Source organism: Streptosporangium sp. NPDC002544 (genome assembly GCF_040295965.1).
Lineage (GTDB): Bacteria > Actinomycetota > Actinomycetes > Streptosporangiales > Streptosporangiaceae > Streptosporangium.
On record NZ_JBEOWJ010000052.1, the window covers coordinates 16,034 to 30,274 of the forward strand.

Genomic DNA, 14,241 nt, shown 5'->3' on the forward strand with positions numbered 1-14,241 from the left:
GGGCTCGCGTGAATGGTGATGTCCATGGCGGTCAGGCTAGTTGCGGCTCCATGACCCGCGCTTCTCGATTCCTGATCGGTCTGGTCACCCGTTTCGCCGCGCACGGCGGCATCCCCGCCGTCGCGCGCGCCGCGTGGTGCCGGTAGGTGCCGGACCTGTCGCCGGCCATGCTCGCCGCCCTCGCGTCGGCGACCGAGCGCGTCACGCTCGGCACGGCGACGCCGCTGCCCGCCTTGCGCCGCCCGGTCACGGCCGCGCAGGAGCTCGCCTCCATCGAGCTGAAGATCCGAACTCCCGACAGACCCTCAGGCCGGGTATCGGGTCGAGGCCGATGTGGCCGATCTCGTGAGCGGGTGCGGTCACCGGGCGGCCTGGAGAGTGGCGAAGGCCGGAAAACCCCTCATCCGTTCGGGGCCATGGCCTTCACCGCGGACAGCAGGAGGTCGATGCCGAAGGAGTAGTAGGCGTCAAGGTCAGGGGGAGTGGAGAGGGTGGCGGCGAAGGCGGCCAGGTGGGGGTAACGACCGGGAGGCAGGCGTTCCAGGTCGAGGCGATGTTGCCGCCTGAGCTCCGTGGCCTCCTCCTCGTTGCCTCCCACGCCGCCGGGCTGGCAGGACACCATCGCCGCGGCCCCCAGGAGCAGGTAGGTGGCCACCTGGTCGGCCTCCTGGAGCGTGAACCCGGCCTCGGTGAGCAGCCCGATCGCGGTGTCAGTGGCCCGGCGGTATTCCTCGGCCGCACTCTTGTCGATCATCGGCAGCAGGGTGGACAGGTATGGGTGCGCGCGAGTCTGCTCCACCAGCGCAGTGATCATCACGCGCAGGCGCCGGCTCCAGGGACGGTTCGGGTCCACGTCGGCGACGAGCGCCGCGAGCAGGTGGTCGGCGAGTGCGGAGAGCAGCTCGTCCTTGTTCTTGACATGCCAGTACAGCGCCGTCGGCGTGACGCCGAGCTCGGCGGCGAGCCGGCGGATGGTCACCGCCTGAAGCCCGTCGGTGTCGGCGAGCTTCAACGCCTGCTCAATGACGGCCTGGCGGGTCAGTTTCTCGGGAGCCACTTGACAACTATACGCGGCACAGGATCTCCTAATCAACGTACATGTACAGCGTTCATGAACGATGTACAGGGCAGGTCGGTAGCTGATTAGGCGGCCGTTTCCGCTGGGAGGCACACATCGCGGTCATCCCGGCAAGACCAGATCCACAAGGGGGCACCAGACATGAGACACGACGAGAGATCCGGACCCACACGCCTGCACCGCTTGGACCACTGGCTGTATCGCGGCGGTCGGCCCAACCGCCTGGCGCGGGCGATCAACCGGGTCTGGGCCACCGTGTTCGCGGCCGGGATGCTGCAGCCGGACCGGATGGTGACCCTGCAGGTGCCGGGCCGGCGTACCGGCCGCGTCATATCCTTCCCGCTGGTCGTCGCGGACCACCAGGGCGAGCGCTACCTGGTGGCGATGCTCGGCCAGAACACCAACTGGGTGCACAACGTCCGCGCGGCCGAAGGGCGGGCGGTGCTGCGGCACGGCCGCAGCGAGGCGGTGCGCCTGGACGAAGTCGATCCCGGAGCCCGTGCCCCCATCCTGCGCCGCTACCTGGCCCGCTCGCCGGGCGGCCGCACCCACATCCCGGTGCACCCGCAGGCACCGCTGGAGGAGTTCGAGCAGATCGCCGCGCAGTACCCGGTCTTCCGCATCACGCCCGACCGGTCGGCGTCCCCGCCCGGTTCTGGCCGATAGCCCTGCCCCATCCCGCGCGCCACCCATGCCGCACCGGAGCCCAGAACCGACCCGGCATGTGGTGCGTGAGCCTCGCAGGGGGAGGTGGCACCCGAGGATTCCCCCGCGTGCGCGGCACTCGGTGTCCAGGTCTTCCACGTTCAGGGTGAGGATCTCCTTCGCGCGCGGCGGTTTCGTAGATCATCCGCCAGAGCACTCGCTCGTGCAGGCCGTGCGCGTCATCTGGTCGGCTCCGTGACGATCGCCTCGGAATCCGGCATACGGCCAGCCTGGCTTGACTTAAACCTTGGTTCAACAACGAGCCTGGTTCTGCCGGGGCGTCCGAAGGACGCCGTATATCCCTTGTGACCAGCGGAGAAACCGTCGTGCCCGAAGAGCCCCTCCAGCGTGGAGTGAACGAGACCGTAGCTCAGTGGATCAAGCGGAACGCTCGCCCACTGGGCCACGCTGGATCTCCAGGCCCCCCTCGACGACCTGGGGCCGCTGCGGGACATGGCCGCCGGGGCCGCCATCGTGGCTGTGGGCGCTTCGACGCACGATCAACTCTCCCGGCCATCTGGGTGGCCACCTGCGTGCGCGTTTCGGGCCCGGCTACCTGTCCATCGGCCTGACCTTCACCTGCGGCGCGCTGCCCCAATCGGTACCCAGCCCGCCGGCGGACTTCGCCGAAACGCCGTTGAGCGCCGCCGGCCTGGACGCGTTCCTGCTCGACCTGCGCACGTCCGGCCCTGAACCGGTACGCGCCTGGCTGCAGGCCCCGGCCAGAACCTGGCTGATCGGCCTCGCCCAAGACCCCGCAGAACACCTGTCCGGCGGAACGTTCGGCGGCTGGTTCGACCTCGTCGCACATCACCGGCGGGTGCCCCCCGTTCACCTCATCTCCATCTGACAAAGCAGGAGGCGCCATGAACACTCTCCACGGCAAGACCGCCCTCGTCACCGGCGCGAGCAGGGGAATCGGCCGGGCCATCGCCCTGCGCCTGGCCCGCGACGGCGCCCGCGTCGCCGTCCATTACGGCGGCAACGAGCAAGCCGCCAAGGAAACGGTCGCCGCGATCGAGGCGGCAGGCGGGCAGGCCTTCACCTTGCAGGCCGAACTGGGCACGCCCGGCGACGCCGAACACCTCTGGGCCGCCTTCGACGCGCGCGCCGACGGAGTGGACATCCTGGTCAACAACGCGGGCATCCTCAACGACGAGCCCGGCATCGAGCACGTGACCAGGCAGCAGTTCGAGCGGATCTTCGCCGTCAACACCACCGCCCCGTTCTTCGTCACCAAGCTCGCGCTGCCGCGGCTGCACGACGGCGGCCGGATCATCAACATCTCCACGATGCTGACCCGCGGCTCGGCCATGCCCCTGTCCATCAGCTACGCCATGTCCAAGGGCGCGCTCGACGTGCTCACCTCGACGCTGGCCAAACAGCTCGGACCGCGCGCGATCACCGTCAACACCGTGGCGCCCGGCGTCATCGACACCGACATGCACCAGGGCAGGCTCGTCGGGGACGCGCTGGCCTGGCTGTCGTCGCTGTCGCCCCTGGGCCGCGTGGGCACCCCCGGGGACGTCGCCGACGCGGTGGCCTTCCTGGCCTCCGACGACAGCCGCTGGGTGACCGGGCACTGGCTGGACGCCTCAGGAGGAACCCTGCTGTGACGGGTCACGACGGGACCGCCCCACCCATGTGAACGCCCAGACGGCCCTCCTGCCGCCGGCGAGTGGTGCTCCGTGGTCCACGTGATGACAGCATCGGTCGAAACGGTCAGACACCAGGCCTGGTCGCCCAGCCGCGGGTTGGTGATGGCGCTCTGGTGGGTGTAGTGCGGCAGGCCATCGGCACCGGCCGCTTCCCAGCGGGCACTGATCCAAGCGTCATCCGGGGCGTCAGAGCAGCAGGCGCACCGCGGCGAGCAGGGTGAGCCCCAGCGTGATGCGTTCGAAGAGCGTCCGGTCGATCCGGCCGATCACGGCACGCCCGGCCGCGGCCCCGGCCAGCACCGCGGGGGTGCCCAGTGCGGCGAACAGGAGGGTGGCCGGGGTGATCAGACCGAGCGCGACGCTGAACGGCACCTTGAAGGCGTTGATCGTCAGGAAGAACCACGCGCTGGTCCCCAGGAAACCCAGCATCGGCAGGCCCGCCGCCAGGAGATAGACGGCCATGATGGGCCCCGCGGCGTTGGCCGTCATGGTGGCGAAGCCGGCCAGGACGCCCGCCAGGGCCGCCACGGGGCGGTGGTGGGCGAGGGAGTCCTCCTGCGCCCGGCGCCGGTTCCACAGGTGCACGACGACGATCACCACCAGGATCACGCCGATCAGCCGTCTCATCTGCGCGTCGTCGACCCAGCGCAGCACGAACGCGCCGGCGACCACGCCCAGGGCGACCCACGGAAAGAGCCTGATCAGCCTGGGCCAGTCGGCATGGCGACGGTAGGAGAACACCGCGGCCACGTCGCCGACGAGCAGTAGCGGCAGCAGCATGCCCGTGGACTGCCTGGTCGGCAGCACGAGCGCGAACAGGGCGATCGCCACCGTCCCCGCTCCGGAGACGCCGGTCTTGGAGAAGCCCACAAGGAACAGGGCGGCCGGCAGCACCACCCACTGGACGGCGTCAAGGGAGAGCATCGGCCTCGCCGGAAACAGGGCACGAAGGGGCGTACCGGATGTGAGAGGTCAGAGGCGACGGTACATGATGCGCCGGCCGATAGAGTCTTCGGCCGGCACCCCGTCTGGATGCCCGGTACCGGTCACGCAAGCCTTCCGGTCGCGTCCGCCGGGTGGGCCGTGGCCTCCGCTCGCCCCGGGGGGAGTGGCTGTCGACTTCCGGCCGGCCGTCCGAATTCGGCGGTCTCGACTGTCAGTGGTGGCCGCAACGCTCTGAGCTGATTGTCGTTCAGAGAGGGCCGATGGCGTTCCGGGCCGTGCACGCCGGCCCCACGCACACAGCACCCCCGGAAAGATCCGTCATCGCGCGTCGCGTATCCCGAGAATGTAGGTCGCGGTAAGCGCAACGGCACGGTCCTCATCATGTGTCAGATCTGCGAGGGCTCGTGACGCTATAGTTCCCGGGATATCCGCGAGCGCCTGTGTCAGCCGTCGACGTGCAGACGGTTCAACGGTGCCGTGGGCGAGGCGATCAACGAGCCTGGTGGCGATCTGATCCGCCAACGCGGGACGACTCGCCAACGCGCTCAGTGCATCGGCTGCATCGACGTCATTCGTCCCCTCGACGACCATATCGATGAGCGTCGGGACCGCGTCGGCTACTCCACGTGCCCCGAGCGCCAGAGCCGCATACCTGCGGACCACGATGTCGGGGTTCGCGAGGGCGTCCTGCAACAGTGCGGTCGCCCCACCGTTCGGAATCTCAGCGATGGACTGGACGGCACGTTTGCGCACCTCGGCTACCGGTGAGCCGAGGCCCTCCGCCAGCAGCGCCAATCCGCCATCGCCCAATTGCGCCAAAGCCCACCGAAGGGCTCCGGCGACGTTCGGGTCCGTCTCGCTCAGCGCCGCCTCGACCAGTGCTTCCACTGGCACCGGGACCTCTTCGACCGAGGACAAGGCCGCGCGCTGGCGCTTCCCGGCGCTCTTTGACCCCAGCGCCTGCAGGAGTGCGACGACCTGGAGGACGTCCTCCCAGCCGGCGGGTTTTGCGGCACCGATCCGACGCAGTCGCGTGAGCAGCTCCGTCTCAGCCGCGATGCGTTCTCGCGTCTGGCGGATGAGGTCGTCGACGAGCTCTGAGGGCGTGAAGCCGGGATCATCGAGCGCGCGCCCGACTTCACGCAGCGACAACCCCAAGGACCGCAGGCTCTCGATATGAAAGATCCGCCGGATGTCCTCGCTGGAGTACTCCCGATAGCCGGCGCCGCTACGACCCGTTGGCCGCACCAGGCCGAGCGAGTCGTAATGCCTGAGCATGCGGGCGCTGACCCCGGACCGTCGTGCCACATCACCGATCAACACTGCCCATCACCCCTCCTGGCTGGTCCCGCCGAGGGCTACCACGCGCTTCGCCTCCTCGATCGCGAACTCGAAACCGGCATCCGGGTCGCGCAACAGCCGTTCCGTGGCGATCGCGTGCGCGCGCACGCGAGGGTCGAGATCCGTCATCGCAGCGCGCAGAGTTGGCACAATCACCTCACCGAGCGCGATCAGCGCCCGGCTGAGGCTCAGCTGCGTCTCACGTTCGCCGCGCCCGAGCTGTGTCGACAACACTACGGCCAACTCGGGCTCTTCACCTTCGGGCACGAGCACGACCGCTGCCCGCCAAGCGCTCCGCGCCACCTCATCGTCGGCGTCGGACAGAAGCGCCCGTGTGATCGCCGGCCACGCCTGCCGATCCCCGATCTTGGACAGCGTGTGCAACGCCTGGCTTCGTGCCTGCGCACGCTCCGAGCGGACTTCGTTGAGAAGCTCTGGGACCGTCATTGATGCCGAGTGGCGGGTGAGTGCCCAGGTAAGCATGTCGCGCACGTAGAAGTCGGGTTCGATCGCGCATCGTTCGATGAGCCTGTCGATGAACCGCGGGTCAGGGGTCGTGCCGGCCGCTAGCGCTGCCCGCAGCCGCACTGACGAGCGGCTGTCCTCCAGCCCCTGGAAAGCTCGGATCGTATCCGTGTCCTGTTTCGGCATGGTCATCGGGACCACCTCCTTGGCTACAGTGAAAACCTTGTCACCGTGTCAAGGTCAAGCGGGGTCACGCCGCGAGATCATCAGGCACCCTCTGTCCGCCGGGTTCGATGCCTGTCAAGTCAGCTGAGACATGCGTGACGTCACGGATCACGAGTTGTGACACAGGCGCCCAGCCTTCGGCGTCCTCCCCGCCCCCGGTACAGTCGGTCGCCGCATCTGCAAGATCGTTTGCTTTGACCGTACAGTGCATGGCGCGGCATGCGGCCTCCGATCAGGGGTGGCGGCCCGCAAGGACGCAGAACTCGTTCCCCTCCGGGTCGGCAAGTACGACCCAGCTCTCATCGCCTTGGCCGACGTCGGTGTGTCGAGCACCTAGGTCGAGCAGGCGACGGACCTCTTCGTCTTGCTCCCTGTCGGTTGGGTTGACGTCGAGGTGGAGCCTGTTCTTGACGGTCTTGCCCTCGGGCACGCGCGCGAATGTCAACGTCGGTGGCACTGGGCCAAGGCGGTTCTTGCCTTCAGGCACCATAGGGGAGCCGATTGTGACAATTCCATCGCCTTCGTCTTGCACCTCGTAGTCAAGGACCGAGCACCAGAACCGGGCGAGACCGTTGGGATCGGCACAGTCGATCGCAAGGTCGGTGAACTTACTGGCCATGCCAGGACCTCCCGGTCAATTGACGCGCTCTCCGGCCCGAAGGCCGGAGATTCAGCCCGTGCCGCGTCACGCGGCACCTCTGAGGCTTCCTGCTTCATCGGCCTGTGCCACCGCGAGCGGTGGTCTTACCTGGCCTCCACGGGCGTTTAACGTCTCCGCCTCCTCCCCGCTTTTCAGCGGGGAGGTTTCCGTCCAGCGGCGACGATTCGTTGTCCTTCGGTCAGGATGTTGATGGCCGCGTTGACATCGCGGTCGTGGACGGCGCCGCAGGCGCACACCCATGACCGGACCTTCAGCGGCATGGAGTCGGCGACGGTTCCGCACGCCGAGCACAGTTTCGAGCTGGGAAACCAGCGGTCGATCTTGACGAACGTCCGCCCATATCGGGCGGCTTTGTACTCCAACATCGCGACGAACTGTGACCACCCGGCGTCGTGCACGCTCTTGGCCAGGCGGGTGCGGGCCAGTCCGGACACGGCGAGGTCCTCCACATAGATCGCTTGGTTGTCGCGGATCAGCGTGGTGGAGAGCTTGTGTGCCCAGTCGCGGCGGGTGTCGGTCACCCTGGCGTGCGCCTTAGTGACCTTCAGTTTGGCCTTGACCCGGTTGGCTGAACCCTTCTGTGTGCGGCTCAGCGCCTTCTGTGCCTTGCGGAGCTTCTTGGCCGCGCGCCGCAGGATACGCGGGTTGTCGATCTTCTTGCCGTCGGAGGTGACCGCGAAGTGGGTCAGCCCCAGATCGATGCCCACCTCGTTCGGCGAGTCGGGCAGCGCCTCGGTGGTGGTCTCGACCACGAACGAGGCGAAATACCGGCCCGCACTGTCCTTGATCACCGTGACCGAGGACGGGTCGGCGGGCAGGGAGCGTGACCAGCGGACCAGTACATCCCCGATCTTCGGCAGCCGTAGTTTCCCACCCGTCGTGATCGTGAAGCGGGCGTTCTGGGTGAACCGGATCGTCTGGCGGCTGTCCTTGCGGGACCGAAACCGGGGCACGGCGACCTTGCGGCCCTTGCGCTTGCCGGACAGGGAGGCGAAGAAGTTGCGGTAGGCGGTGTTCAGGTCCGCGAGCGCCTGCTGGAGCAGCACCGCCGAGACCCCGCCCAGCCATGCCCGCTCCGGGGTCTGCTTGGCCTGGGTGATGACCCGCTTGGACAGGTCGGCGTCGCCGATGTACGGCAAACCGTTCTCGTGGGCCTCCTGGCGGACGCGCAGCCCGTCGTTGAACACCACGCGGGCGCACCCGAACGCCCGCGCCAGCGCCTGGCGCTGGGCGGCGTCCGGGTACACCCAGTTGTAACGAAGCTGCACGGTAATCATTGTACTGTTCGATCTATGACTGAGCGTATGGGAATCCGCGCGATCCGTGAACACATCGGCGACCGCGCCAACGCCGCCCATTACCTTGGCGAACACACCATCGTCGAACGCAACGGCCGGCCCTTCGCCGTCCTGGTGCCCTACGCATGGTGGGAGCAGCAGCAAAACACCGAAGGTCAGGGCACGCTCGCGCCTTAGCCGGCACTCCCGCGCGGGCCTTCACCCCCGGCCTGAAGGCCGGAGCACTGGCCCGCAGTTCGGTAGCGGGTCCGCCAAAGGCCACACGCTGGTCGCAGTGTCCGACAGCGAGGTAAGCCGCGCGTGGTGTGCGTTTCGGACGGCTGTACGGCCCGTGCGCTCGCCCCGCACAGAGCCTATGAGCACACGCCGTGAATTCCCGCAGGCGTATCGGGCTCCACGGGCGGGCGCAGGTGAAAGTTTCAGTCGCCACCGGGCACAGGGGCGCCGGACCGCGTCTCGCCGGCGCCTGGTAGCCGCAGGTGGAAAGGGATGCGCCGGGCGTCGGGACCTCTTTGGGCACCGAGGCCACGGCATCCCCGATGGCTCCGGGAGGGGATTTTCGGTATGTGATGAAGGTTCTGAAAGCGCTTTCCGAACCCGTATCCGCTCAACCACAAGGGGAGAGCATGTCCCGATCATCACCACCGCCCCCGCGCCGCCTGCGCGTGATCTGCTCGGCGGCCGCGCTCGCGCTCGCCGCGAGTCTGGCTCCGGTCCTGGTCGCCCAGGCCGCGGCGGCCGGCTGCCGCGTCGACTACTCGGTGTCCACCCAGTGGTCGGGAGGCTTCACCGGCAACGTGGCGCTCACCAACCTCGGTGACCCGGTCAACGGCTGGACCCTGAAGTGGAGTTTCGCCGCCGGGCAGCAGGTGACCCAGGCCTGGAACTCCACCCTCACCCAGAGCGGCACCCAGGTGAGCGCCACCGACGCCGGCTACAACGCCGCGATCGCCACCGGCGCCACCGTCTCCTTTGGTTTCAACGCCTCCTGGAACAACTCCACCAACCCGGCGCCGGCGGTGTTCACGCTCAACGGCGTCGCCTGCACCGGCTCGACCGGCCCGACCCCGACGGTCACCCCGACTCCCACTCCCACGGTGACCCCCACGGTGACGCCCACTCCGTCCGCCGGCGCCCGGCAGGTCGAGGACCTCGACCGCGGGCTGATCAGCGCCCGCTCCGGCAGCGGCAACTTCGTCGCCTGGCGCCTGCTGGGCACCGACCCGGCGGACGTGGCCTTCAACCTCTACCGAGGCTCGACCAAGGTGAACGCCTCGCCCATCACCGCCTCCACCAACTACTTCGACTCCGGCGCCGCGGCCGACGCCTCCTACACCGTGCGAGCGGTGGCCGGCGGCACCGAGCAGGCCGCCTCCGAATCCTCCCTGCGCTTTTCCGGCGGCGACTACCTCGACGTGGCGATCCAGCCCCCCTCCGGCGGGACCACACCCGACGGCGTCGCCTACACCTACGCCGCCAACGACGCCAGCGTGGGCGACCTCGACGGCGACGGCCGCCATGAGGTGATCCTCAAGTGGGAGCCCACCAACGCCAAGGACAACTCCCAGTCCGGCTACACCGGCAACGTCTACATCGACGCCTACCGGCTGGGAGGCGGACGGATGTGGCGCATCAACCTCGGGCGCAACATCCGCGCGGGCGCGCACTACACGCAGTTCCAGGTCTACGACTACGACGGTGACGGCCGGGCCGAGGTCGCGATGAAGACCGCCGACGGCACGGTGGACGGCACCGGCACCGTGATCGGCAGCTCCTCCGCCGACTACCGCAACTCCTCCGGATACATCCTGTCCGGCCCCGAGTACCTGACCATGTTCAACGGGCAGAACGGCGCGGCGCTGTCCACGGTCAACTACGACCCGCCCCGCGGCACGGTCTCGGCCTGGGGCGACTCCTATGGCAACCGGGTCGACCGGTTCCTGGCCGGGACCGCCTACCTGGACGGCACCCGGCCGAGCCTGATCATGGCCCGCGGCTACTACACCCGTACCGTCGTGGTGGCCTGGGACTTCCGTAACGGCTCGCTGACCCAGCGCTGGAAGTTCGACTCCAACAGTGCGGGATCGGCCTACACCGGGCAGGGCAACCACCAGCTCTCGGTCGCCGACGTCGACGCCGACGGCAAGGATGAGATCGTCTACGGGGCGATGACCCTCAACGACAACGGCACGGTCCTGTGGAACACCGGCCTCGGCCACGGGGACGCGTTGCACGTCGGCGATCTCAACCCGGCAAGGAGCGGCCTGGAGGTGTTCAAGGTCGACGAGGATGCCTCCAAGCCCAGCTCGTGGATGGCCGACGCCCGCACCGGGCAGATCCTGTGGCAGACCGGCTCGGCCGGCGACAACGGCCGGGGCGTGTCGGCCGACATCTGGTCCGGCAGCGCCGGAGCCGAGTCGTGGTCGGCCTCCGGCGGGGACGGCATCTTCAACACCTCCGGCCAGATCGTGGGCCGCAAACCCTCCTCGACGAACTTCCTGGTCTGGTGGGACGCCGACCCGGTACGGGAGCTGCTGGACGCCACCAGGATCGACAAGTACGGCACGAGCGGTGAGAGCCGCCTGCTGACCGCCGGCGGGGTGCACGCCAACAACGGCACCAAGGCCACCCCGGCACTCTCGGGTGACCTGCTGGGCGACTGGCGCGAGGAGGTCATCTGGGCCACCTCCGACAACAGCGCGCTGCGGATCTACACCACCACCGCCGTCACCGACCGGCGGATCCACACCCTGATGCACGACACCCAGTACCGGACCGCGATCGCCTGGCAGAACACCGCCTACAACCAGCCGCCGCATCCGAGCTTCTTCATCGGCTCGGGCATGTCGGCCCCGCCCAGGCCCAACGTCTACGTGCGCTGAGGGAAGGGCTCAAAGGATCGGGACCAGATCGGGACCGACGACGTGCCCCTGATGGAGGTCGGGTTCGTTCTGGTCGTGCCGGAAGTGCCCGGCGTACCAGACGACGACGTTGGTGGCGCTGACGCTCTCGCCGTTGACGAAGCGGTTCAGCATCGCCCGGTTGTCGGAGCCGGGGTTGCCGTCGTAGAGCTCGGCCGGGTGGTGGCGCAGGAACCACAGGTCGGCGACACCGTAGGGGTCTGCGGTGTTGTCGTGCTCACCGGGGTGTATGCGCCACCCCCGGCCGCTGGTCTTGTCGGTGACCTGCCAGAACAGTGCGGGAGGACGCCTTCTTCTGGCGACCTCCCGCACGATCGTCACCGGCTGGGGCACGGTCGAGCCGGTGTCGTCGAACTGCTCGATCACGTCGTTGGCCGAGCCCTCCACGTCGAAGTCGAAACGCCAGTAGACGTGGTGGCGGTGGCGCATGCAGGTACGCGGGTTGCGCACCCCGGCGAAGCCGAAGCGCGGCCTGATCGTGCCCTCGTCGCTCAGGCGCCACTCCGAGGCGTAGCGGTACCAGCCGGCCGCCAGCTCGCTGACGATGCGCAGCTCACCGCCCGTGTGGTGGAAGGCCACACCCTGGAAGTTGCCGGCGTCGTTGTCGCCCCGCTCCAGGATGGTGCGCGGAGGCTCCGAGCAGATCCGCCACCCCCAGCCCACCGGGTCGGTGCCGGTGGCGGAGAAACGGGTCTCCTGGTTCTGCCAGTCGCGGTAGGTGACGCCGTCCTCCTCGTACTGGACGTTGAGGATCGGCACGTGCGCCTGGCGCAGCACGAGCCTGCCCCGGTAGCGCACCTGCCTCAGCTCGACCCCGGAGCCGTCGCCGGGGTCGGCCGGCGAGGAGGCCCGGGGCCGCACCACGACCATGCTCCACAGCTCGGTGCCGCCGTCGACGACGCGCAGCCGCACCTGGTCGGGGCCGCCCCGGTCGCGCAGGCTCTCCACCCCCACCGGCAGGTGCGACTCACAGTCGCCGGGGTGCATCGCGACACTGACACCGGCGGGGGACCAGTCGACGTCTCCGGCGGCGATGTCCACGGCCACGATGCGGTGCCTGGTCTCCCCCGAGGGGTGGTAGATGCCCAGGGTGGGGCGGCGGGTGGTGGTGCCGTCGGGGTTGTCCAGATCGGCCAGGGGCGGCATGGGCTGGTAGATCAGCACGTCGTCTCCGGCGGGGAAGCGCTCCTCGGCCCGCAGGATCGCCGCCGCGGCCCGCAGCTCCTCGGGGCGCGGGTTGGGCCGGTAGGCACTGGGCAGCACCTGCGCCCCCTCGGGCCGGTCCAGAGTGCCGCGCAGCTCGACCCCCCGGTTGGAGACCGGATCGAACACCGCTGCCCGAAACGAGGCGCTCTCATCTGGATCGTGGCCGAGCGCCACCGCCGGGCCCACGATCAGCCCTGCGGCGTCGGCGACCCGCAGCTGCTCGCGCACGTCGGGGTGCGCCGCGGCCACCTCGCGTACCCGCTCGGCGGCAAGCTCCGCCCGGCCGATCGCCTCGATGATCACCTGTACGGTCATGCCGGCCTCCCCGTCGTGACGTCCACCGGCCGTCCCACCCCCGGCATACGGCGCCTCCCCGTCATACCGTCCCGATGCGGCGCTGGGAAGACCCAAGATCGCGGAAACCGTCCGCGCCGCCGGGGACCCCGGCCCGGCAACGGCCCTGCGTCCGCACGGTGTGCTCCAGGCACCGGTGGCGGAGCCGTTCGTCAACCGGCGGGCGGGCGTGGACTTCGACCGGCTCAAGGCGATCGACAACCCGCCGGCGGCCGGAGCGACGACAGCGCGGTGCCGGTGCGAGGCTCCCGTGACCTCGCCGCCGCGGCGCCCCGGCTCGGCCGGCCGCTGCGCCATGAGGAGTTCCCGGAGGCCGAACACACCCGCGTCCTCGACCGACCGGCCCTCGCGCCCGCACAGGTCACCGCGAGTGACCTCGGCCGGTCGGCGGCAGGTTGTCGGCCGTCCTCAGCCACGGTCGAGCCGGATGGCGATGTCGAAGACCTGGCGGTTGGCGGGAAAGGCGCCGTAGTTGTAGTTGACGGCGCCGGTGAGCAGGTTGATGCCGTAGAACCCGTAGCGGCCGGCGACCTTCAGCGCGGCGAAGGCGCTGTTGGAGACGGTGACTCCGTCGCGCAGCGAGCTGTAGACGTCGAAGCCCGCCGCGCCGCTCGCGGCCACCCGCAGGCTGCCGGTCTGCACCAGGGTGCCCGCCCCCGCGGGCGACTGCAGGCTCACCTGGCCGGTGACGGTGTTCACGCCGAAGAGCGTCGTGGCGGTGTCCGGGCTGAGGTCGTTGTTGGTGTATCCGGCACCCGACACACCGGTCGCGACCGTTCCCACCACGGCAGGCGGGACGGGCGGGAGGGTCAGCGTACGGTCGGCCACGGTCTGCCCGGCGGCCGGGCCGCCCGTGGGGTCGTCGAGGTTGTGCCGCAGGTTCTGCCCGGTGTCGCTGATCACACGCAGCCGGTTGGCCGCGGGACTGAAGTCGACGCCGAAGTGGTAGCCCCTCAGCGCCACGGTCAGCTGGGAGACCTTGACCGCCTTGGCCGGGCCGCTGAGCGTGTAGACGCCGCCCCGGTCTCCGACGCCGTACAGTCTGCCGTTCTGCACGCGGTAGTCGATGCCCACCAGCCGGGTGTCGCCGTCGAGCCCGCGGATCCTGCCCAGATCACGCGTGCGGCCGGGGGAGCGGATCGCAAAGCCCACCAGACGCTGGTCGCCGGTCAGCCCGATGACGTCGATGCCGGGCCGACCGGCGGCCGGCGGGGCCGCGGCGCCGGCCGTCGCCACCGTGCCCAGCACCATCATCAGGGCGGTGAGTGTCCTTCGCATGTGCCTCTCCTTCGCAGCCGGGTGCCGTGAGCCCCGGACTTCGGCGGCAAAGCCGTTACGGATCGGAGAGACTCCATCACACACGGTGCCCGTCTGGCTCGCGAAG

At 69.3% G+C, this 14,241-nt stretch carries 14 protein-coding genes; 5 read left to right on the forward strand and 9 right to left on the reverse strand.

Going from position 1 to position 14,241, the window contains the following annotated elements; translation table 11 throughout:
* Window positions 1-31: 31 nt before the first annotated feature.
* Together ABT061_RS44890 and ABT061_RS44895 are read right to left on the reverse strand one after the other, a co-directional pair.
* Complete coding sequence (locus ABT061_RS44890) at window positions 32-274, reverse strand: hypothetical protein (RefSeq protein WP_350929806.1); 243 nt, start codon at window positions 272-274, stop codon at window positions 32-34.
* A 126-nt stretch (window positions 275-400) separates the two neighbouring features.
* Entirely contained in the window at window positions 401-1,057 is a 657-nt protein-coding gene (locus ABT061_RS44895; protein ID WP_350929807.1) for a TetR/AcrR family transcriptional regulator, read from the reverse strand.
* A gap of 162 nt (window positions 1,058-1,219) precedes the next feature.
* Between ABT061_RS44895 and ABT061_RS44900 the strand changes: the two genes are divergently transcribed.
* The 3 genes from ABT061_RS44900 (at window position 1,220) to ABT061_RS44910 (ending at window position 3,399) form a co-directional block, all read left to right on the forward strand.
* Complete coding sequence (locus ABT061_RS44900) at window positions 1,220-1,744, forward strand: nitroreductase/quinone reductase family protein (RefSeq protein WP_350929808.1); 525 nt, start codon at window positions 1,220-1,222, stop codon at window positions 1,742-1,744.
* A gap of 412 nt (window positions 1,745-2,156) precedes the next feature.
* Window positions 2,157-2,633, forward strand: coding sequence for an erythromycin esterase family protein (locus ABT061_RS44905; protein ID WP_350929809.1), 477 nt, complete (start codon window positions 2,157-2,159; stop codon window positions 2,631-2,633).
* A 16-nt stretch (window positions 2,634-2,649) separates the two neighbouring features.
* Window positions 2,650-3,399 carry an SDR family oxidoreductase gene (locus ABT061_RS44910; RefSeq protein WP_350929810.1) on the forward strand — a complete coding sequence of 250 codons (750 nt, stop codon included), beginning with the start codon at window positions 2,650-2,652 and terminating at the stop codon, window positions 3,397-3,399.
* Window positions 3,400-3,627: 228 nt separating this feature from the next.
* Here the strand turns inward: ABT061_RS44910 and ABT061_RS44915 are convergent, their stop codons facing one another.
* The 5 genes from ABT061_RS44915 to ABT061_RS44935 form a co-directional block, all read right to left on the reverse strand.
* The gene (locus tag ABT061_RS44915; protein ID WP_350929811.1) at window positions 3,628-4,365 is read right to left on the reverse strand and encodes a sulfite exporter TauE/SafE family protein; all 738 of its coding nucleotides are present in this window, start codon (window positions 4,363-4,365) and stop codon (window positions 3,628-3,630) included.
* A 339-nt stretch (window positions 4,366-4,704) separates the two neighbouring features.
* Window positions 4,705-5,709 carry a HEAT repeat domain-containing protein gene (locus tag ABT061_RS44920; protein WP_350929812.1) on the reverse strand — a complete coding sequence of 335 codons (1,005 nt, stop codon included), beginning with the start codon at window positions 5,707-5,709 and terminating at the stop codon, window positions 4,705-4,707.
* A gap of 6 nt (window positions 5,710-5,715) precedes the next feature.
* Window positions 5,716-6,384: a HEAT repeat domain-containing protein gene (locus ABT061_RS44925; protein WP_502991620.1), complete on the reverse strand. Its 669-nt coding sequence runs from the start codon at window positions 6,382-6,384 to the stop codon at window positions 5,716-5,718.
* Window positions 6,385-6,649: 265 nt separating this feature from the next.
* Window positions 6,650-7,036: a VOC family protein gene (locus ABT061_RS44930; RefSeq protein ID WP_350929813.1), complete on the reverse strand. Its 387-nt coding sequence runs from the start codon at window positions 7,034-7,036 to the stop codon at window positions 6,650-6,652.
* 173 nt (window positions 7,037-7,209) lie between these two features.
* Window positions 7,210-8,346 carry an RNA-guided endonuclease InsQ/TnpB family protein gene (locus ABT061_RS44935; protein ID WP_350929814.1) on the reverse strand — a complete coding sequence of 379 codons (1,137 nt, stop codon included), beginning with the start codon at window positions 8,344-8,346 and terminating at the stop codon, window positions 7,210-7,212.
* A 24-nt stretch (window positions 8,347-8,370) separates the two neighbouring features.
* Between ABT061_RS44935 and ABT061_RS44940 the strand changes: the two genes are divergently transcribed.
* Window positions 8,371-8,553 (forward strand): type II toxin-antitoxin system Phd/YefM family antitoxin, encoded by a 183-nt coding sequence (locus ABT061_RS44940; RefSeq protein ID WP_350929815.1) that lies wholly within the window; start codon window positions 8,371-8,373, stop codon window positions 8,551-8,553.
* Between the two features lie 449 nt (window positions 8,554-9,002).
* Window positions 9,003-11,258 (forward strand): rhamnogalacturonan lyase family protein, encoded by a 2,256-nt coding sequence (locus ABT061_RS44945; RefSeq protein WP_350929816.1) that lies wholly within the window; start codon window positions 9,003-9,005, stop codon window positions 11,256-11,258.
* Between the two features lie 9 nt (window positions 11,259-11,267).
* On the opposite strand, the gene ABT061_RS44950 is transcribed toward ABT061_RS44945, so the two are convergent.
* Together ABT061_RS44950 and ABT061_RS44955 are read right to left on the reverse strand one after the other, a co-directional pair.
* The gene (locus ABT061_RS44950) at window positions 11,268-12,818 is read right to left on the reverse strand and encodes a hypothetical protein (protein ID WP_350929817.1); all 1,551 of its coding nucleotides are present in this window, start codon (window positions 12,816-12,818) and stop codon (window positions 11,268-11,270) included.
* Between the two features lie 447 nt (window positions 12,819-13,265).
* Window positions 13,266-14,135 (reverse strand): DUF4394 domain-containing protein, encoded by an 870-nt coding sequence (locus ABT061_RS44955; protein WP_350929818.1) that lies wholly within the window; start codon window positions 14,133-14,135, stop codon window positions 13,266-13,268.
* Window positions 14,136-14,241 lie beyond the last annotated feature (106 nt).